The sequence below is a fragment of the Agrobacterium sp. NPDC058088 genome (assembly GCF_042885035.1).
In the GTDB taxonomy this organism is placed as follows: Bacteria; Pseudomonadota; Alphaproteobacteria; order Rhizobiales; family Rhizobiaceae; genus Agrobacterium.
This window is the reverse complement of the sequence record NZ_JBHVSU010000002.1, coordinates 900,923-920,619: the sequence shown is the minus strand read 5'-3', so window position 1 is coordinate 920,619 and position 19,697 is coordinate 900,923. Positions and strand designations below refer to the sequence as shown.

21 protein-coding genes are annotated in these 19,697 nt (G+C 58.5%); 1 reads left to right on the top strand and 20 read right to left on the bottom strand.

The genetic code is table 11. The features are described 5' to 3' along the window. Positions 1 to 155 precede the first annotated feature (155 nt). Positions 156 to 1,445 (top strand): citrate synthase, encoded by a 1,290-nt coding sequence (gltA, locus tag ACFVTJ_RS09855; RefSeq protein WP_003496202.1) that lies wholly within the window; start codon positions 156 to 158, stop codon positions 1,443 to 1,445. Between the two features lie 73 nt (positions 1,446 to 1,518). Here gltA and ACFVTJ_RS09850 read toward each other — a convergent pair whose 3' ends face one another. The 20 genes from ACFVTJ_RS09850 to ACFVTJ_RS09755 form a co-directional block, all read right to left on the bottom strand. After that, positions 1,519 to 2,253 carry an amino acid ABC transporter ATP-binding protein gene (locus ACFVTJ_RS09850; RefSeq protein ID WP_386906753.1) on the bottom strand — a complete coding sequence of 245 codons (735 nt, stop codon included), beginning with the start codon at positions 2,251 to 2,253 and terminating at the stop codon, positions 1,519 to 1,521. Then, a complete protein-coding gene (locus tag ACFVTJ_RS09845; protein ID WP_003521390.1) occupies positions 2,231 to 2,890 on the bottom strand; it encodes an amino acid ABC transporter permease in 660 nt (219 codons plus the stop codon). Before ACFVTJ_RS09845 ends, ACFVTJ_RS09850 begins: the two co-directional genes overlap by 23 nt. Beyond that, on the bottom strand, positions 2,887 to 3,558 hold the full coding sequence (locus ACFVTJ_RS09840; RefSeq protein WP_386906751.1) for an amino acid ABC transporter permease: 672 nt from the start codon (positions 3,556 to 3,558) through the stop codon (positions 2,887 to 2,889). Before ACFVTJ_RS09840 ends, ACFVTJ_RS09845 begins: the two co-directional genes overlap by 4 nt. 81 nt (positions 3,559 to 3,639) lie before the next feature. After that, positions 3,640 to 4,425 (bottom strand): transporter substrate-binding domain-containing protein, encoded by a 786-nt coding sequence (locus ACFVTJ_RS09835; protein ID WP_386906749.1) that lies wholly within the window; start codon positions 4,423 to 4,425, stop codon positions 3,640 to 3,642. Positions 4,426 to 4,430: 5 nt separating this feature from the next. Beyond that, positions 4,431 to 5,141 carry a GntR family transcriptional regulator gene (locus tag ACFVTJ_RS09830; protein WP_386906747.1) on the bottom strand — a complete coding sequence of 237 codons (711 nt, stop codon included), beginning with the start codon at positions 5,139 to 5,141 and terminating at the stop codon, positions 4,431 to 4,433. 193 nt (positions 5,142 to 5,334) lie between these two features. Next, positions 5,335 to 6,519 (bottom strand): lipid-A-disaccharide synthase, encoded by a 1,185-nt coding sequence (gene lpxB, locus ACFVTJ_RS09825; RefSeq protein ID WP_386906745.1) that lies wholly within the window; start codon positions 6,517 to 6,519, stop codon positions 5,335 to 5,337. Continuing rightward, positions 6,516 to 7,397 (bottom strand): LpxI family protein, encoded by an 882-nt coding sequence (locus ACFVTJ_RS09820; RefSeq protein ID WP_386906743.1) that lies wholly within the window; start codon positions 7,395 to 7,397, stop codon positions 6,516 to 6,518. The genes lpxB and ACFVTJ_RS09820 overlap by 4 nt, the downstream gene beginning before the upstream one ends. Positions 7,398 to 7,400: 3 nt before the next feature. Continuing rightward, entirely contained in the window at positions 7,401 to 8,216 is an 816-nt protein-coding gene (gene lpxA / locus ACFVTJ_RS09815; RefSeq protein ID WP_386906741.1) for an acyl-ACP--UDP-N-acetylglucosamine O-acyltransferase, read from the bottom strand. Then, positions 8,213 to 8,680, bottom strand: a complete 468-nt coding sequence (gene fabZ, locus ACFVTJ_RS09810) for a 3-hydroxyacyl-ACP dehydratase FabZ (protein WP_386906739.1) — start codon at positions 8,678 to 8,680, stop codon at positions 8,213 to 8,215. The genes lpxA and fabZ overlap by 4 nt, the downstream gene beginning before the upstream one ends. Next, a complete protein-coding gene (gene lpxD, locus ACFVTJ_RS09805) occupies positions 8,673 to 9,740 on the bottom strand; it encodes a UDP-3-O-(3-hydroxymyristoyl)glucosamine N-acyltransferase (RefSeq protein ID WP_386906738.1) in 1,068 nt (355 codons plus the stop codon). The genes fabZ and lpxD overlap by 8 nt, the downstream gene beginning before the upstream one ends. Before the next feature lie 49 nt (positions 9,741 to 9,789). Continuing rightward, complete coding sequence (gene bamA / locus ACFVTJ_RS09800; RefSeq protein ID WP_386906736.1) at positions 9,790 to 12,120, bottom strand: outer membrane protein assembly factor BamA; 2,331 nt, start codon at positions 12,118 to 12,120, stop codon at positions 9,790 to 9,792. Between the two features lie 199 nt (positions 12,121 to 12,319). Next, positions 12,320 to 13,441, bottom strand: a complete 1,122-nt coding sequence (gene rseP / locus ACFVTJ_RS09795; protein WP_386906942.1) for an RIP metalloprotease RseP — start codon at positions 13,439 to 13,441, stop codon at positions 12,320 to 12,322. A 49-nt stretch (positions 13,442 to 13,490) separates the two neighbouring features. Beyond that, on the bottom strand, positions 13,491 to 14,324 hold the full coding sequence (locus ACFVTJ_RS09790; protein WP_386906734.1) for a phosphatidate cytidylyltransferase: 834 nt from the start codon (positions 14,322 to 14,324) through the stop codon (positions 13,491 to 13,493). Continuing rightward, positions 14,324 to 15,067 carry an isoprenyl transferase gene (locus ACFVTJ_RS09785; protein WP_386906732.1) on the bottom strand — a complete coding sequence of 248 codons (744 nt, stop codon included), beginning with the start codon at positions 15,065 to 15,067 and terminating at the stop codon, positions 14,324 to 14,326. Before ACFVTJ_RS09785 ends, ACFVTJ_RS09790 begins: the two co-directional genes overlap by 1 nt. Before the next feature lie 64 nt (positions 15,068 to 15,131). Beyond that, a complete protein-coding gene (frr, locus tag ACFVTJ_RS09780; RefSeq protein WP_386906730.1) occupies positions 15,132 to 15,689 on the bottom strand; it encodes a ribosome recycling factor in 558 nt (185 codons plus the stop codon). Positions 15,690 to 15,755: 66 nt separating this feature from the next. Next, the gene (gene pyrH, locus ACFVTJ_RS09775) at positions 15,756 to 16,478 is read right to left on the bottom strand and encodes a UMP kinase (protein WP_386906728.1); all 723 of its coding nucleotides are present in this window, start codon (positions 16,476 to 16,478) and stop codon (positions 15,756 to 15,758) included. A 97-nt stretch (positions 16,479 to 16,575) separates the two neighbouring features. Next, on the bottom strand, positions 16,576 to 17,502 hold the full coding sequence (gene tsf, locus ACFVTJ_RS09770; RefSeq protein ID WP_386906726.1) for a translation elongation factor Ts: 927 nt from the start codon (positions 17,500 to 17,502) through the stop codon (positions 16,576 to 16,578). A gap of 357 nt (positions 17,503 to 17,859) precedes the next feature. Further along, complete coding sequence (rpsB, locus tag ACFVTJ_RS09765; RefSeq protein ID WP_003496241.1) at positions 17,860 to 18,627, bottom strand: 30S ribosomal protein S2; 768 nt, start codon at positions 18,625 to 18,627, stop codon at positions 17,860 to 17,862. A gap of 6 nt (positions 18,628 to 18,633) precedes the next feature. Next, positions 18,634 to 18,759: a hypothetical protein gene (locus tag ACFVTJ_RS09760; RefSeq protein ID WP_256387175.1), complete on the bottom strand. Its 126-nt coding sequence runs from the start codon at positions 18,757 to 18,759 to the stop codon at positions 18,634 to 18,636. A 60-nt stretch (positions 18,760 to 18,819) separates the two neighbouring features. Then, a complete protein-coding gene (locus ACFVTJ_RS09755) occupies positions 18,820 to 19,662 on the bottom strand; it encodes a cell envelope integrity EipB family protein (protein WP_386906724.1) in 843 nt (280 codons plus the stop codon). Positions 19,663 to 19,697 lie beyond the last annotated feature (35 nt).

Here is a 19,697-nt window from a genome sequence, read left to right as displayed (position 1 = left end):
ATAAAGAGAAAAGCAACGCAATTGCGTTTGCCGCAATGCACAATTTGACCTTTGGATAGCTTGGCATCCGCGCCAGGATCATATAGCTAATCGGTAGACGCTTAACCGCGAGGCGTGTCTCAACGCCTCCACCCGCATGTTCTCGGAGGATCAGTATGACGGAAAAAAGCGCTACAGTGACACTTGGCGAAAAGCAGGTGGAACTCCCGGTAAGGGAAGGCACGATTGGACCAAGCGTCGTCGATATCGCCACGCTCTACAAGCACACGGGCTCCTTCACTTACGACCCGGGTTTCACGTCGACGGCCTCCTGCGAATCCAAGATCACCTATATCGACGGTGACGAGGGCGTTCTCCTTCACCGTGGTTTCCCCATCGAGCAACTCGCCGAACAGGGCGACTTCCTAGAAACCTGCTATCTGCTGCTTTACGGCGAGTTGCCGACGGCTGCGCAGAAGAAGGACTTCGACACCCGCGTCACGCGCCACACCATGGTGCACGAGCAGATGAGCCGCTTCTTCACCGGCTACCGCCGTGATGCGCACCCGATGGCCGTCATGTGCGGCACGGTCGGCGCTCTCTCGGCCTTCTACCACGACTCGACCGACATCACCGATCCGCACCAGCGCATGGTCGCGTCGCTGCGCATGATCGCGAAGATGCCGACGATCGCCGCCATGGCTTACAAGTACCATATCGGCCAGCCCTTCGTTTATCCGAAGAACGATCTGGATTACGCCTCTAACTTCCTACACATGTGCTTTGCCGTGCCTTGCGAGGAATACAAGGTCGATCCGGTCCTGGCCCGCGCCATGGATCGCATCTTTATCCTGCATGCCGATCACGAGCAGAATGCCTCCACCTCTACGGTGCGTCTTGCCGGTTCTTCGGGTGCAAACCCGTTCGCCTGTATCGCGGCTGGCATCGCCTGCCTCTGGGGTCCGGCTCACGGCGGCGCCAACGAAGCGGCGCTCAACATGCTCAACGAAATCGGCACGGTTGACCGTATTCCTGAGTATATCGCCCGCGCCAAGGACAAGAACGACCCGTTCCGCCTGATGGGCTTTGGCCACCGCGTTTACAAGAACTACGACCCCCGCGCCAAGATCATGCAGAAGACGATGTACGAAGTGCTGGAAGCCACCGGCAACTCCGACGATCCGATCATGCAGGTTGCTCTGGAACTGGAAAAGATCGCTCTTTCCGACCCCTACTTCGTCGAAAAGAAGCTTTACCCGAATGTCGACTTCTATTCCGGCATCACGCTGAAGGCGCTCGGCTTCCCCACGACCATGTTCACCGTTCTCTTCGCGCTCGCCCGCACCGTCGGCTGGATCGCACAGTGGAACGAAATGATCGAAGATCCGCAGCAGCGTATCGGCCGTCCGCGCCAGCTCTATACGGGCGCCGGCAAGCGCGACTACGTTCCGGTTTCGAAGCGCTAACCCGAAACCAACCAAGATCAAAGGCCGGCAGGTTTTCACCCGCCGGCCTTTTTGTTATTCGTCCTGATGGTTCTCAGTGGCCCGCGGCAACGCCCAGGAATTGCTTGAGTTCGGGTGTTGCGGGATTGGAAAACACCTCTTCCGGCGGGCCGATTTCATGCACCCTGCCCTCATGCATGAAAACGACGCGGGAGCAGACGTCGCGCGCAAACTTCATCTCATGCGTCACCATCAAGAGTGTCATGCCTTCAGCGGCGAGTTCCCGCACCACGGCAAGCACTTCCGCGACAAGTTCGGGATCGAGCGCCGAGGTGATTTCATCGCATAGGAGTGCGATGGGCTGCATTGCGAGCGCGCGGGCGATAGCGACGCGCTGCTGCTGGCCACCGGACAGTTCATCGGGATAGGCGTCGAATTTATGCGCAAGCCCGACCCGTTCCAGCATCTTGCGGGCAACGGCTTCCGCTTCCGGTTTCGGTGTCTTTTTCACCACGGTCTGCGACAGCATGACGTTGCCGCCAACGGTCTGGTGCGGAAAGAGATTGAACTGCTGGAAGATCATGCCGACCTTCAGCCGTAGCGCCTTGAGATGCAAATCATCGTCGAGAAGCTGCGCGCCAGCGACCGAGATCGAACCGGCCGAGATTGTCTCCAGCCCGTTGATGCAACGAAGCAGGGTCGATTTTCCCGATCCGCTTTTGCCGATGATGGCGATGACTTCACCCGGCTCCACATCGAGATTGATGCCCTTCAGAACCTCGTTGCTGCCATAGCTTTTACGGACTTCAGTGATTTCGATGAGCGACATTGAGCTTCCTTTCCAGGATCTGGCTGCTCTTCGACAGAGGCCAGCACAGCGCGAAATAGATGAGGGCGACGAGGCCATAAACGGTGAAGGGCTGGAAGGTGGCGTTGGTGACCACAGTGCCCGCCTTGGACAATTCGACAAAACCGATGATCGAGGTCACGGCCGTTCCCTTGATGACCTGCACGAAGAAACCGACGGTTGGCGGAATGGCGACCCGCATGGCCTGCGGCAGGATGACGTAACGCATCTGCTGCAGACGCCCCATGGCAAGGCTTGCCGATGCCTCCCACTGGCCTTTGGCGACAGATTCGACGCAGCCGCGCCAGATTTCGGTGAGGAAGGCAGCCGCCCACAGGATCAGCGTCAGGCCCGCCGCCAGCCAGGCAGGCACGTCGATGCCGAACAGGCCGAGGCCGAAAAAGGCGATGAACAGCTGCATCAGAAGGGGCGTTCCCTGAAAAAGCTCGACATAATAGCGTGCGAAAGCCCGCATCGATTTTTTCCGGGAAATGCGCATGAACAGCAGAAGCAGCGCCACCAGACCACCGCCGGCAAAAGAGACGAGCGAGAGAAGCACGGTCCAGCGCGTAGCCAGCAGCAGGTTTCTGAGAATATCCCAGGTGGAGAATTCGATCATCGGACACTCCTGCGCGGAAAAATGAAGTTGCCGCCGATGACCAGCACCTGCCGGAGAAGAATGGCGAGCACGAGATAGATGACGGTGGAGACCATGTAGGCCTCGAAGGCGCGGAAGGTGCGCGACTGGATGAAGTTGGCCGCGAAGGTCAGGTCCTCGGCAGCGATCTGCGACACGACCGACGAGCCGAGCATGACGATCACCACTTGCGACGAAAGCGCCGGCCAGATGCGTTGCAGTGAGGGCACCAGCACCACATGCCGAAAGGTTTCGAAACGGGTCATGGCAAGGCTTGCCCCGGCCTCGAACTGGCCCTTGGGCGTCGCCTGAATGCCGGCGCGGATGATCTCGCAGCTATAGGCCCCGAGATTGACCACCATGGCGATATTGGCCGCGCTCAGTTCCGACAATTGCAGGCCAAGCGATGGCAGGCCGAAAAAAATGAAGAACAATTGTATGAGAAACGGCGTATTGCGAATGAGTTCCACATAGGTCGCGACCGGTGGCCGCAGCCATTTTGGCCCGAGCGCGCGCACCCAGGCGCAGAATATGCCGAGCGCGATGCCGAGAATGCCGCCGATGGCGATCAATTCCAGCGTGACGCCGATACCCTTGACGATCTGCGGATAATAGTCGAGGAGCCATCCAAAATCGAATGTGTATTTCACCCGATGCTTCCTTTCGGCGAAGACAAACCATGCGCCGGCCCCGCCTCAGGCAAGGCCGGCGCATGCATTTTGCCGGGTTGCTCAGAGATCCTTGGGCAGGTCGGTTTTCAGCCATTTCTGCGCGATGGTGTTCAGCGAGCCATCTGTCTTTGCGGTGGCGATGATGGCGTTGACCTTTTCAAGAAGCGCCGGCTGTTCCTTGTTCAGGCCGATATAGCAGGGCGAATTCTTGATCAGGAACTTCAGTTCGGGGCGCTTCGGCGGGTTCTTCGCGAGAATGGCGGCGGCGACGACGTTGCCGGTGGCTACTGCTTCAACCTGACCGGCGAGGAAGGCGGAAATCGTGCCGTTATTGTCCTCGTAGCGCTTGATGGTTGTGTCAGCTGGAGCGACCTTGGTCAGTTCCAGATCCTCGACAGCACCGCGGGTGACGCCGACGGTTTTACCGGCCAAATCTTCCGCCTTGGTAACGGCGACCGAGTCGGGCGCAAAGACGCCATTATAAAAAGGCGCATAGGCGGTGGAGAAATCGATGACCTTTTCACGGTCCGGGTTCTTGCCGAGGCTGGAAATGACAAGATCAACCTTATTGGTCTGCAAATAGGGAACGCGGTTGGCGCTGGTAACAGGCACAAGTTCGACCTTCACGCCAAGCTTCTCGCCGATCAGATTGGCAACATCGATGTCGTAACCCTGCGGCGCCATATCCGTGCCGACGCTGCCGAAGGGCGGGAAATCCTGCGGGACGGCTACGCGGATCGTGCCGCGGGAGGTGATATCACCGAGCGCATCGGCAATGGCTGCGGGCGAAAAGCCGAGCGTTGCGGAAATCGCGGCAATGGCAAGCAATGAACGTCTGGACAGCATGGGAGTTACTCCTTGGGGCTTGAGGAAAGAGGCTGCAATGAAAGGGAGTTGCGAAGCTCGTAGAGCGGATCTGGCCTGCGGGTGAGATCGAGACCGGTTTCGACTTCGTCGAGATGGCGGATGGCGAGTTCTGCGGCGGCGTGAAAATCGGCAGCCTTGATCGCTTCGAAAATACGGCAATGCCCGTCATGCGATTGTTGCGCGTGGAAATCGGACTGATAGAGCATGGAGATGAGAATGGTTCTCGCCGTCAGGTCACGGAGCGCTTCGACGATGATGTCGTTTCCGGCGATTTCGGCGATACGGATGTGAAAATCACCCATCAGGCAGGTCAGGCGCTGACGATCGCCTTTGGCAATCGCCGCCTTCTCCTCATCGAGATGATCAGCGAGCAGGGTAACGCCTTCCGCACTGACGGCGGAAAGGTTGCGCAAAAGCCCATATTCGATGATGCGGCGCGCCTCATAGACCTTGATGGATTCTTCGGCAGACGGCTCTACCACGAACCAGCCCCGGCGCGGGCTGACGGTGACGATGCCGCGCGTCTCCAGCCGCATCATCGCTTCGCGAATGCGCGTGCGAGACACGCTGAAGAGGCTGGCGAGCTGGTTTTCGCTGAGGCGGGTTCCCGGACGGATGCGGGCGGAAAGAATGCCGGAGATGATGGCGTCTTCTACCGCGCTCTGGGCGCTTTCTGATGTATGGCTATCTTGCATACAAGATTGAAAGCAAGAGCTGTGCCAGACGAAAATTTGGCGGCTCGCAGGCGTCAGATGATCGGCGGCTTGCCGCCCTAACGATCAAATGCGCTAAAACAGAGCCCTCGCCTGCCTCGATCAGTAGCAGGCGGTAGTGAGCTTTACCTGCACGCGAAACGAAATTTTGGCAGACTGAAAAGGAGGGACAGGATCAGGCTGAGCGGCTATCTCTGTTCTTCAGGACATCGAGAAGAATGGCTGCACCGGTTTCGCCGGGAGGAACCTCCGTGTGCAGACGCTGCTGCACCAGCGCATAGCCTTCCAGCATCGCCTGCCGCTCAATGGTGTCGGAAGACAGGCGCTCGGCCCAGCGCAGCATCGAGCCGGCCCGCACCACCTCGTTGAAATATTCCGGTATAATGGCGTAATCAGCAATCAGGTTTGGCAAGGCGCCCGTCCAGGTCTTCACCCGCTTGCTCAGCATGGTGAAAATCCAGTCAGTTTTGTAGACCGAGATTGTCGGCACGCCAGCCAGCGCCAGTTCGAGAATGACAGTGCCGGAAGCAGCGATGGCCGCATCGGCCTCTGCAAAGGCCTTCCACTTGAAGACAGAGTCGATGCCGATCTCGGGCCTTATATCGTCCGGCCACACTGCTGCCATGTCGCGGATGCGATTTTCCTGACGTGGCACCGTGGGCAGCAGGAAACGTGTGGGGCCGTTGCGCTCCACGAAGGCTTTTGCCGCTTCCTGAAACGGCTCCATCAGCCGCGTCGTCTCCGTGGAGCGCGATCCCGGCAAGAGAAGGATGGTCTTCGGCTGGCCCTGTTCCGGCAGAGGCCGTTCCGCCCGCCTCTGCCGCACGGCCAGCACGTCCGGATCGACGCTGAGCCGGTGGCCCACGAATGTCGTCGGTGGACCGCCAAGACGCCGCATGGCCTCAGGCTCGAATGGCAGCAGGGCCAGAACGTGATCGACATAGGATAACATCGCCGTGGCGCGATATTCCTTCCACGCCCACACGCTCGGGCAGACATAATTGACTACCGGCAGCTGCGGCAATTGCTTGCGGACTTTTTTTGCGACGCGGTGCGTGAAATCAGGGCTGTCGATGATGAGCAGGACATCCGGCTTTGCGGCCACGATGGCCGCAGCAGTCTGGTTGATCCGGGCAATGAGCTTCGGCAGCTTCTTGAGAACCTGCGTGAAGCCCATGATGGAGAGCTCGGAATAGTCGAACAGTGAGGTAAGCCCCTGCGCCTCCAGTGCTTCACCGCCAACGCCCATCAGTTCGACGGAACCGGCATATCGAGCCTTGAGCGCCCGGATCAGATCTGCGCCCAGAAGATCGCCGGATACCTCGCCGGCGATTACCGCCACTTTTAATGCCGCCGTCATCCGATCATGTCTCCGCCCACCATGTCGCCACCGAGTGACGTATCGATACCGCAGACGAATATGCCCGCCTCGTCGGCTGCTTTCAACATCGCGTCACGATCGAGCACCAGCGCCCGCCCAGCTTCGACGGCGATGCCCGCCAGCCCGGCTCTTTTCGCATTTTCCACGGTTTCGATGCCGATGGTTGGCAAATCGGCGCGTACATCCTGCTGGGGCTTGCAGAGCTTCACCAGCACGCCTTTACGGCGAGGCGATATGCGCCCTTCGGCACGCAGAGCGGTGACGCGCGCCAGCATGGCATCCGTACCCTCGACCCCTTCCAGCGCCACGATGCGGCCACCAACGGAGACGGCCCCCTGCCCGACATCGAGCTTGCCGAGCGCAAGTGCCGCTTCAGCGGCCTTGCGAATATCCTTCATATCCTCTTCGGCAGGCTTCTGTCCGCCGAAAGGACCGGTCGTTGCCAAAAGGCCGGGCGCAATCTCGTGCGCGCCGATGACTTTTGCGCCGAGCGTGCTGATGATCTTGATGACCATCTGCAGAACCGCGTCATCGCCACCTGACAACAACGTTTTGACGATGGAGGGCAACTTGAGCAGAATACCCACGGTCGGGCGGATTTCCCGCCACTCCGGACGCCGCGCCACGCCGCCGGACAACACGACTCGGTCTACCTTGTTTTCACGCAACAGACGGCCGAGACCGGCAACATCACCAACGCTGATTACGGCATTGTCGAAATCGCTCCAGTCGAAACGGGAATCATCGCGCAAGCGCACGATGAAGGGGTTCTCACCCATCTCACGGGCGGCGGCCGCCACATAAAGCGGCAGCTGGCCGCTGCCGGCCACGATGGCGAGACGCCCGCCGCCTGTCACAGCTCACTTGCCCCGGTTGGGCGAAGATATCGCGCGATCACTATCTGCACCGATGAAATCGATGATTTCGAGCGCCTGCGGGCAATCCAGATAGTCGTCGCGGTTAATTGCCGCCGCATTGCCGCGGATCGTGCCTTCGGCCTCGAAAATCGCTTTATAAACGCGTCTGACCTTGTGGATGTCCGCACGCTCGATGCCGGCGCGTGTCATGCCCACGACGTTCAGGCCGCCGAGGATGCCGGGATTGCCATTCAACATGCCATAGGGAATGACGTCGTAATTGACCGCCGACAGGCCGCCGATGAATGCCTGACGGCCGATGCGGGTAAACTGGTGCACGGCGCAACCGCCCCCCAGAATAGCGCGGTCCTCGATAGTGACATGGCCAGCCAGCATCACATTGTTGGACAGGATGATGTGACTGCCGAGACGGCAGTCATGCGCGACATGCGAATTGGCGAGAAAGAGGTTGTCATCACCGACAATGGTCTTGCCGCTGCCATCGGAACTGCCGGCATTCATCGTCACGCCTTCGCGCATGATGCAGCGTTCACCGATTTCGAGGGTCGTTTCCGAACCATCGTGGCGAACCGCCTGGGGCGTGCCACCGATGACCGCCATGGAATGAATAACCGATCCGCGGCCGATGACCGTCAGGCCGGACACAACGGCGTGGTTATGCAGCCGGACATCATCATGCAGCGTCACCTTCGGCCCGACATAGGCAAGCGCACCGATGACGACATTTTCACCGATGACCGCTCCATCCTCGACAACGGCGGTCGGATGGACTTTTGCCGACGCCGCGATCTTGCTCATTGCTGGTCCTCGGGGATCATCATCGCGCCCACATCGGCCTCCGCTACAAGCGCGCCGTCCACCTTCGCCTCGCAATGGAACTTAAAGACATTCCCACGCTGACGCTGCTTGGAGACATGGATTTCCAGACGATCACCGGGGATCACGGGCTTGCGGAAACGGGCATTGTCGATCGTCATGAAGTAGACCAGATGACCACCTTCACCCTGGCTGCGAGCGCATATAGCACCTGCCGTCTGGGCCATGGCTTCGACAATCAGAACGCCCGGCATGATCGGCCGGTCCGGGAAATGGCCGGTGAAATGTGGCTCGTTGACCGTCACATTCTTGATGCCAATCGCCGAATTATTACCATCGATCTCAACGATCTTGTCGATCAGCAGGAACGGGTAACGATGCGGCAGAAGCTTCATGACTTCCAGGATGTCGGCCGTGCCAAGCGTCGCCTTCGTTTCGTCAGCCATTGTTTTTTTCTCCTGTTTTTTTATCACGCTCTTCGGCGCGGGCCAGAATGTCGGCCATATCGCGCAGGAAATGTTTCATCGGGCGCGCCGGTATTCCGCCATAACGGCTGCCGGCGGGAACATCGGCAACCACACCGCTCATCGCGGCGATCTGCACGCCGTCGCCAATAGTGATATGTCCATTGATGCCCGTTGCGCCGCCAATCATCACACCGTCGCCGATGCGGGTGCTGCCGGCAATACCGACCTTGCTGACGATGCCGCAATGGCGGCCGATGCGAACGTTGTGACCGATCTGTACCTGATTGTCGATCTTGGTGCCTTCGCCAATGACAGTGTCATCCATCGTGCCACGATCGATCGTCGTATTGGCGCCGACCTCGACATTGTCCTGAATGATGACCCGGCCAATCTGCACGATCTTCAGCATGCCACGCGGACCGGGCGCATAACCGAACCCATCCTGGCCGATGCGTGCGCCGTTATGGATGATGACGTTATTACCGAGCAACGCCGCAAGAATGCTTGCCCCACCGGCAATGGTGCAATCGCGGCCGATCTGTACATGCGAACCGATAACGACACCCGGCCCAACGCGTGTGCCCGCGCCAATATGCGCGCCCGCGCCGATCACGGCCAGCGGTTCCACGATGACACCCGGCTCAAGCTTTGCTGACGGATCGACAAACGCAGCCGGGGAAATTTCCGTTTCCATCGGCGCAACGATCGACGGCCGCATGGCGGATGGATGCAATAAAGCACCGGCCTGCGCAAACAGCGTGTGCGGGGTCTTCGATATCAATGCGGGAATATGGGAAGGAACCAGATTCTTTAGGGCCGCATCACAAATGACAGCGCCCGCCTCGCAAGTCAGCAGCTCTTCGTTGCTCTTGCGGGAAAGAATGTAACAGAGCTGATCGGGTTTTGCCCGGTAGACCGGCGCAACGGACCTGATAATCCGCTCGCCTGCCGCCTCATCAGACAGTTCCGCCCCAAAACGGTCTGCGATATCTTTCAATCGCAGTCCCTCGTGGGGCGGAAAAAATGCGTTGTATTCCATCAGCCGGAAACTCCAGAACGTTCAAAGTTGCAGTTCTGGACTGCCGATATCAGAAAGTGTTGGACATGCCAAACCGGAAACGCTGTTCCTCGTCGTAGTCTTCCTTGGCAATCGGAATAGCATAGTCAACACGGATAGGACCGAAGGGCGATGCCCACATCACGCCGATACCGGCGGATGCGCGGATGGAGTTGTCGTCCTGCAAGGTTTCTCCCGCGCCGATCTTAACCTTGTTGCCGTACATCGTACCGGCATCAACAAAACCAGCGAGACGCAAGCCGAAATCTTCCGGAACACCGGGCATCGGGGCCGTGACTTCGGCAGAGGCTGCGAAATATGTCGTACCGCCGATGGAGTCCGAACCGATGCGCGGACCAATACCATCGTTCTTGAAGCCGCGAACCTGGCGACCGCCGAACTTGAACTGATCGAAGACCAGCAGATTGTCACCTGTCGGCAAGACGTGACCGGCCTGACCGGTCAGCGAACCGATGATGTCGTATTCGTCCGAGAGGGTGTGGTAATAGCGAGCCTTGGCATAGATCTTGTAGTATTCCGAATCCCCACCGAGGCCTGCAAATTCGTTCGTCAAAGCACCCTGCCAGCCTTCGCGTGGCATGTTGCGGTCGTCGAGCGTGTTGTAGTTCAGCGTATTGGAGATGATGGACTGCGTCCAGTCGCCGCCACGAATCAGAGCCTTGTAGGGTTCAGCAAGATTGCTGCCGGCTTCCCAATCGCCCTTACCGTCATAATTGATCTGCTTGTAGGTGTACTTGAACGTCGTCGAAAGGTTTTCCGTGATCGGCGCCGTTACACGCAGAGCAAAGCCCTGTTCGTCGTAATTGTAGTAGTCTTCGCTCTTGCTCTGGTTCTTGAAGAGGTCGAAACCGGCAGCCAGACGGTAGCCGAGGAAATAGGGCTCGGTGAAGGACAGCGAGTAGGTACGTGCATCGTCTTCACCCGCACCAGCGGCAACGCGGATGTACTGACCGCGACCAAGGAAGTTCTTTTCCTCGACCGATGCTTCGAGCAGCACGCCGTCGTTCTGCGAGTAACCCGCACCGATACCGAACGAACCCGTCGACTGGTCTTCAACGTCTACCACGATCACCACGCGGTCAGGCGCACTGCCGCCAGCGGTCGAGATATTGACCTTGGAGAAATAACCCAGTGCTTCGAGACGGCGCTTCGCAGCGGTGATGACCGTCTGGTTGAACGCATCACCTTCGGAAATATCGAATTCGCGACGGATGACGTAGTCACGCGTACGGGTGTTGCCACGGATTTCAATACGCTCGACGTAAGCGCGCTCACCCTGGTCGACGATGTAGGTCACGCCGATGGTGTTGCCAGACATGTCGCGGTCGCCACGCGGCGTAACACGGGCGAAGGGATAGCCTTCACCGGCAACGCGCTTGGAAATTGCTTCCATGCTCTGCTGGACTTCCTTGGCGCTGTAGCTTCCACCCTGACGGGTTTCCACGAGGCCCTGCAGCTCGGAACCATCAACGCCCGGAACAGTCGATTCGACCGCCACGTTACCGAAGTTGTACTTTTTGCCTTCGTCAACGGTGATGGAGATGGTGTATTCGTTCTTGGACTCGTCCAGAACCGCCTCGGAAGACACGACGCGGAAGTCGGCATAACCGTGGTTGTAGTAGAACTGGCGCAGCGCCTCTTCGTCGGCGCGCAGCTTGTCCTCGTTATAAACGTCCTTACGCGTCAGGAACGACAGCATGTTGGACTTCTTGGTGTTGATGACGGCAGCCAGACGACCATCGCTATAGGCATTGTTGCCAATGAAATCGATGCGACCAATCTTCGTGCGCTCGCCTTCATTGATCACGAAAGCGATGTTCACGCGGCCCTGACCGACGGAAACGGTCTGCGTGGTGATTTCGACATCGCTACGGCCGATGGCAGCATAGGCTTCCTTGATGCGGGCAATATCAGCCGTCACGATCGCCTGATTGAACGGACCCATCGGCTGCGTCTGCACGACGCCGGCGAGCTTGTCGTCCTTGATCTTGCGGTTGCCGTTGAAGACCACCTGGTTGACAAGCTGGTTCTCATTGACGGTAACGACCAGCGTGCTGCCGGAAACGCGCATGGATACATTCGAGAAGTAACCGGTGGCGTAAAGACGCTTCACCGATTCATCGATATCCGAATTTGAAAAGTTCTTACCCGGCGCAATGGTGATGTTGGAGCGCACGGAGTCCGCACCGGACCGTTCGGCCCCGCGAACGTCGATCTTGCTGATGACGGCTGCATTTGCAACACCAGCAGAGGCAAGCACGCCAAGGCCCGCAACCGAAGAAACACCGGCAGACAGAGCAACCGCCGACACAGCGTTCAAAAATCTTGAACCAGCCTTCATTTCAATTCTTACCTTTTTACGTTGTCCCTCAGCGGGCGGAACCCGACTCCGGCCATGTGCGTCGTTTTACCTGCTTTTCCCCTACAAGCAAGCGTGAACGTTAAATTCTGTTTACTTCGTGCTCCAGAGTGGCTCATTCGCCACTTCGGCATAAAAACAAGGTAAACAAACAACTAACAAAACCGTTAAAACACAATCCTCAGCCGATCAAGCTGCTGATATCATTCCATGTTGCAAAAACCATAAGTCCCAGAATCATCATCATGCCGATGCGGAAAGCCACTTCCTGCGCGCCCGCACCAAGCGGCCTGCCGCGAATGGCCTCAATGGCGTAGAACACCAGATGGCCACCGTCCAGCACCGGGACAGGCATAAGGTTCAGCAGACCAATCGAGACGGAAAGAACGGCGGCGAGCTGGATAACGGCGGAAATGCCGAGCGTCGCCATCTGGCCGGATGCCTGCGCCACCCGCACCGGACCACCCAGCTGATCGGCATTCATGCGGCCGGTCACGAGATTGCCGATATAGTTGAACGTGCCGGTGATGACGTGGCCGGTTTCGCGCACGCCCTCGGCCAGCGCCTCCGTGGGCGAATATTCGATGTGGCGGAAATTGCCGCTGGTCTGGTCGGTAACGATGCCGATGATGCCCATTTCCAGCTTGTTGCCGAACTGATCCGTGGTTTCGGTCCGGGTCGGAACCATCGGCAGCTTCAGCTCCTCGCCTGCCCTTTCGACGGTCACCGTAATCGGCGTGCCCGGGCGGATGCCGACATACCGGCGGACATCCTCAAAGGTCATCACTTTTTCACCATCGATCGCAACCAGCCGGTCACCAGGCTTTACGCCAGCTGCTGCGGCGGCGCTGTTTTCACGCACCTCCGAGACGACCGGATCAGCAATCATCCGGCCATAGATGCCAAAAAGCACCGCAAAAATCAGAATTGCGAGAATGAAGTTCGCGATCGGGCCGGCGGCAACCGTCGCCGCCCTTTTCCACAACTTTGCGCCGGAAAGCGTCTGCGCCCTCTCCTCAAGCGACATATGTGACAGGCCGGAACTGTCCGGCTTGCTCGCCGCATCTTCGTCGCCGAAGAACTTGACGTAGCCGCCGAGCGGGATTGCGGAAATCTTCCATCGCGTGCCGCGCTTGTCGGTGAAGCCGATCAGCTCGGGGCCGAAGCCAATGGAGAACGCGGTGGAGCGGATGCCACACCAGCGGCCGACAAGATAATGTCCCATCTCATGAACAAAAACGAGCAGGGAAAGCACCAGGATGAAGGGCACGATATAGCCGGTCAGAAAACCCGTCGCCGCCATTATTGTGTTCATGACAATCTGCCCTTTATGTCGTGACCTTTCGCGCCGCCTAGAAACCCGGCAACAGACCGCCGCCCGATCCGGGCGCGTCTCCGGTTGCCGCTGCATGCACGAAAGCTATGAGGAATACCGTAAAGCAGGCAAAAACAAGACCGTCAACACGGTCCATGAAGCCGCCATGGCCCGGAATGAGATGGCTGGAATCCTTGACCTGGAAGCGGCGTTTTATGAAGGATTCGAAGAGATCACCGATCTGGCTGAACACTGACAGTAAAAGCGCGAGCCCCAGCACCAAAAGGCTGATCCTGCCGTGATAGGCCATGGAGACCGCAGCACCGCCGATCACCGCTGCCACCGCGCCACCAATGGCGCCGGACCAGGTCTTGCCGGGCGAAATCGAGGGCGCAAGTTTCGGCCCGCCAATGGCCCGCCCGACGAAATAGGCCAGAATATCGGTCGACCAGACGACGGCAAAAATGAACAGGATGGAAGCAAACCCGGCCAGTTCGTCACCGCGGATGGCCGCCAGCGATATCCCACTCAGGCCAGCGTAAAGAATGCCGCCCACCAGCCACCAGTTCTTGCCGCGCAAAACCGGAAACAGCGCCGCAGTCAGCGCGAATCCTGAGAGAAGCGGCAGATCAAGCGAGGATTCGCCAAAGATCGTATTGCCGGCGATGACGGCAACCGCGAACCAGCCCCAGGCATTGCCGGTCGAATTTGTTTCCGACAGCCGGGTAATCGTCGACCACTCATAATAGATGAGAATCGCCAGAAGACCGGCCACGATGCGGAACAGAATTCCGCCATACCAGGTGGCGGCCAATATGACCGCCGCCATGACGATTGCGGAGATGATCCGCAGTCTGAGTTCACGGCTCATCAGGCGCCTGCCACGGCAACCTGCTCGGCGATGGCGCCGAAGCGGCGATTACGCGTTGCATATTGCTCGATTGCGGAAAAGAAGAGCTGCCTGTCGAAATCGGGCCAATATTCGGGAACGAACAGGAACTCGGAATAGGCCGCCTGCCAGAGCAGAAAATTCGAAAGGCGCTCTTCGCCGCTGGTGCGGATGATGAGATCCGGATCCGGCATTCCGCACGTATCAAGTCTCGCCGAAATCATCTCCGGCGTGATCGATGTGGCATCCAGGCGGCCTTCGGCGACATCGCGGGCAATCGCCATAGTGGCGCGGGTAATCTCGTCACGGCTGCCGTAATTGAAGGCGATCACCAGCGTCAGCTTAGTGTTATCAGCCGTCATCTGTTCCGCCTCTTCGAGAAGAGAACGGATGTCGTTCTTCAGACCCTGCCGGTCACCGATGATGCGCACACGGACGTTTTCACGATGCAATTCCGCAAGGTCGCGCCGTATGAAGGCTTTCAGAAGCCCCATCAGATCGCTCACCTCGGATTCCGGCCTGCGCCAGTTTTCCGAGGAGAAAGCGAACAGCGTGAGATAGCGGATACCGCAATCGCCGGCCGCACGCACAGTTTCGCGCACGGCCTCAACCCCGCGGCGGTGCCCCATGACGCGCGGAAGACCGCGCTGTTTTGCCCAACGCCCATTTCCATCCATGATGATGGCGACGTGCTCGGGTATTGAGGAACGTGTCGTCGTCGGCATATCGATCCAGTAACAGGCAGTGCGGAATTAAAACGAATAAAATACAGGTCTATCACAAGGGATATTAGACCTGCATGATTTCCCTTTCCTTCTCGCCAAGCAAGCGTTCAATCTCGGAAATCGTGTCGTCGGTCATTTTCTGGACCTTTTCGGACTGTCCACGGCTGTCGTCCTGACCGATGTCACCGTCCTTTTCGGCTTTTTTCAGGCCGTCCATGCCGTCGCGGCGCACATGGCGAATCGCCACTTTTGCTTTTTCGGCATAGTCATGGGCCACCTTGACGAGCGATTTGCGGCGCTCTTCGTTGAGTTCAGGCAGCGGAATTCGCAGATTCTGGCCGTCAACGATCGGGTTCAGACCGAGATTGGATTCGCGAATGGCGCGGTCCACGGCGTTGACCATCGACTTGTCCCAGATGTTGACGCCAAGCATGCGCGGCTCAGGAACGGTGATGTTTGCCACCTGGTTGAGCGGCACACGCGAGCCATAGGCCTCGATGGTCACCGGGTCGAGAATGTTTGCCGACGCGCGACCGGTGCGCAGCGATGCGATATCGCTCTTGAATGCATTGATGGCGCCATCCATGCGGCGCTTGATATCGTTGAGGTCAATACCACTCATCTAGATACTCCATCTCTGTCGGCCATGACGGCCGGAATTCGCCCCCAGGGGCGGCATGTTTTTTGATTACTTGTCGTGCACGATGGTCTTGCGACCGCCGCCGGTCAATATCTGTGCGAAACCGCCCTTCTCGTGGATCGAGAAGACAATGATCGGGATATGGTTTTCACGGGCAAGTGCGACAGCGGCGATATCCATGACCGCCAGCCCCTTGCCAAGCACTTCGCTGTGCGTCAGTTCGTCGAAACGGGTGGCTGTCGGGTCCTTCTTCGGATCGGCGGAATAGATGCCATCCACCTGGGTGCCCTTGAAGATCGCCTCGGCGCCCATTTCGGCGGCACGAAGCGCTGCAGCGGAATCGGTGGTGAAGAACGGGTTGCCCGTGCCGCCAGCAAAGATCACCACACGGCCCTGGGCCAGGTGGTGGAGTGCTGCACGCTGCGAGAAGCTCTCACAGATTTCAGGCATGGCGATTGCGGAAAGAACGACGGTGTCGATGCTGAGCTTGCGCAGCGAGGTTGCGAGCGCCAGTGCATTGATGACGGTTGCCAGCATGCCCATATGGTCGCCGGTGACGCGATCACCCCCCTTGGAGGCCACGGCCACGCCGCGGAAAATATTGCCGCCGCCGACGACGACGCCGACTTCAACGCCCATCGCCCTCGCTTCGGCAATATCGGAGGCGATCCGGTCGGCCACAGCCACATCGATACCGAAACCCTGATCACCCATAAGGGCTTCGCCGGAAGCCTTGAGAAGAACACGTTTGTAGAGCGGCTTTGAAGACATCATGACTCCTCGGAAATGTAACCGAAACGCGGATACACGAAGGGCACCGCGTTGTCACGCGATGCCCTCCCGTTTTCCCAAGATTGGGTAAATATAATCAGCCCTTGGCGACGGCTGCGACTTCTGCTGCGAAATCGCTTTCTTCCTTCTCGACGCCTTCGCCGAGGAGAAGACGAACCATGCCCGTCACTTCGATGGAAGCGCCAGCTTCCTTTTCAGCTTCCTTGACGGCAGCACCGACAGTGATGTCGGGGTTGATGACGAACGCCTGCGACAGAAGGGCAACTTCTTCGAAGAACTTGCGCATGCGGCCATCAACCATCTTTTCGATGATGGCTTCCGGCTTGCCGGATTCGCGGGCCTGTTCGATGAAGACGTTGCGTTCACGCTCAGCAACAGCGGCATCAACTTCTTCAGCGCGGATGGCGAGCGGGTTGGTTGCAGCGATGTGCATCGCAACCTGACGGCCGATGGAGTTCAGAACGGCCTTATCGCCTTCCGACTTCAGGGCAACGAGAACGCCGAGCTTGCCGATGCCGTCGCCAGCAGCGTTGTGCACGTAGGTCGCGACAACGCCGTGCGGCACTTCGAGTGCAGCCGAGCGGCGCAGCGTCATGTTTTCACCGATGGTGGCGATGGCGTCCTTGATGCTGTCTGCAACGGTCTTGCCGGTTGCGGGGTAGTTGGCGGCGCTGACAGCGTCGACGGTGCCGTCGGTAGTCAGAGCAACCTGGGCGATACCGCGGATGAGATCCTGGAACGCGTCGTTACGGGCAACGAAGTCGGTTTCGGAGTTGAGTTCGACAACAACAGCCTTGTGACCCATGGTCGCGACGCCGATCAGACCTTCGGCAGCCGTGCGGCCGGACTTCTTGTCGGCCTTTGCGATGCCCTTGGCGCGCAGCCAGTCGATCGCCGCTTCCATGTCGCCATTGGTTTCAGCAAGAGCCTTCTTGCAGTCCATCATGCCTGCGCCAGACTTTTCGCGCAGTTCCTTCACCATTGCGGCTGTGATTTCGGTCATTGTGTGCCTCTTATCGGTTCGATCGGTCAGCCGGCTGAATTTGCCGTGCCGAAGTTCTGGGTGATGACTGTACCCGGCCGCACACCCTTTGAAACCCTGAGGTTCCGGCAAGGGGCATGCGCATTCCCAAGTGCTGCGGCGTCGCCAAACATCGAAATGATGGGTGCCGCTCTAGTGTGACAGCGTTATGAAGACTGCCTGCCGTTCCAACCACATCGGACGCCTGCGGTTTCCAAAAACCGTGGCGGAGCGGTTAGAAACGAACAAGGCCGTCAACCCATTGAAGGTCTTTGACGGCCTTGTCATATCCTGGTCGAGGAGACAGCGATGCAAGATCGCCGCCAGACAGGGCCTAGATCAGGCGCCAGCCTCGTCTTCGAGAGCGGGCTCGATCGGAGCTTCTTCAGAAGCGCCGATGTCGCGGCCGGAAGCGCCCTGCTGACGGGCGATACCGTCGATGGCAGCGCGGGCGATCAGGTCGCAATAAAGCGAGATGGCGCGCGAAGCATCGTCGTTACCGGGGATCGGGTAGTCGATGTGGTCCGGGTCGCAGTTGCTGTCGATGATCGCAACGACCGGAATGCCAAGACGCTTGGCTTCTTCGATCGCGATCTTTTCCTTGTTGGTGTCGATGATGAACATCAGGTCCGGAACGCCGCCCATATCGCGGATACCGCCGAGAGCCTTTTCAAGCTTTTCGCGCTCGCGCTCAAGGTTCAGGCGTTCCTTCTTGGAGTAGCCGGAAGCTTCCGAGTTCAGGATCTCGTCAACCTTGCGCAGACGCTGGATCGAGTTCGAGATGGTCTTCCAGTTGGTCATCATGCCGCCGAGCCAGCGGGAGTTGACGTAGTACTGGGCCGAACGCTTTGCGCTGTCGGCGATGATTTCGGACGCCTGGCGCTTGGTGCCAACGAACAGAACGCGGCCGCCACGGGCAACGGTGTCGGACACGACCTGAAGGGCGCGCGACAGCATCGGAACGGTCTGAGCCAGATCGATGATGTGGATGTTGTTACGGTCGCCGAAGATGTACGGCTTCATCTTCGGGTTCCAGCGGTGCGTCTGGTGGCCGAAGTGAACACCAGCTTCGAGAAGCTGACGCATAGAAAAATCGGGCAATGCCATGCCTTGTTACTCCTTTTCCGGTTTAACCCCCGCGAAGCGAACAGCGCCGATTTTCATCGACACCACCGGGCGGAACGAACCGGATTTCTCCCGGAACATCCCAAGCTTCGCGTGTGGAATGGTGAGCCGCATACAGTCGCCCGCGCAAAAATGCAAGCGATTATGCGAAAAAACCGCGCAAATGGCCGCGTTTCAACGGACTGGCTTGTTTTCGCAGGTTTCGGGCTTGAGAATATCAAGCTTCGCAAGCTTTCCCGTCAGAACAAAATCGCCGTAATCCATCGTCAGGTCCCGGGTGATTCCATTTTCATAGAGCTTGAACGACATGCGGTAGATCGGCAGGGCGTCGGTGCCGGTCTTGTCGTTGTAATAGGCAATGGTCACCGGCCAGAATGCCGCCTTGGCGAATTCGCCAGCCTTGCCGGCTTCGGCATCTCCCTCCTTCGGCATTTGCGACTTGCCGACCAGCGTGGACGTGATCAGGCTTTCATCGCCGTCATCCGAACCGTCGAAAATACGCGATTCGAAGATGCGTTTTCCCTGTCTGGCGTTTTCGATGACCTGGAACATGTGCTGCGTCGGAAACTCGCTGGCGACGAGATTGACCTGTCGTGCATCCGGGCGGGTCAGATCGACCTTCACGCCTTCACTGTTGTCGCTCGCGGCCCCCTGCACTTCCTTGTCCAGCTTGTCGTCGGTGTAGGACTTGGTCTCGAAAGTGAATTTCTTCGCGGTGAGGTCCTCGAAGGTCTTGGTCTGCTGGTCGGTCATGCGAACGGCATCGCCGGTGTTGATCTGCGTCACGAAGCGGAAATCCGTCTTGTAACCCTGACAGGCGGAGCCAGTGAATTCATAGACCATGCGGCCGGTCATACCCTCGATGCCGGAACGATCAGACGCATCCTTGAGTTCGAGATCGTAGACGGCGCGATGGGCGACAAGATCCGGAACCGCAATGGGCAAGGCGCTGGCAGCGTTTGACAGGCCGGTCATAAGCCCTGTTGCGGCAACGAAACCAAGCGTCCTGACAAACATGCAATATATCTCCTGTTGGACTCGCTGCTCATATT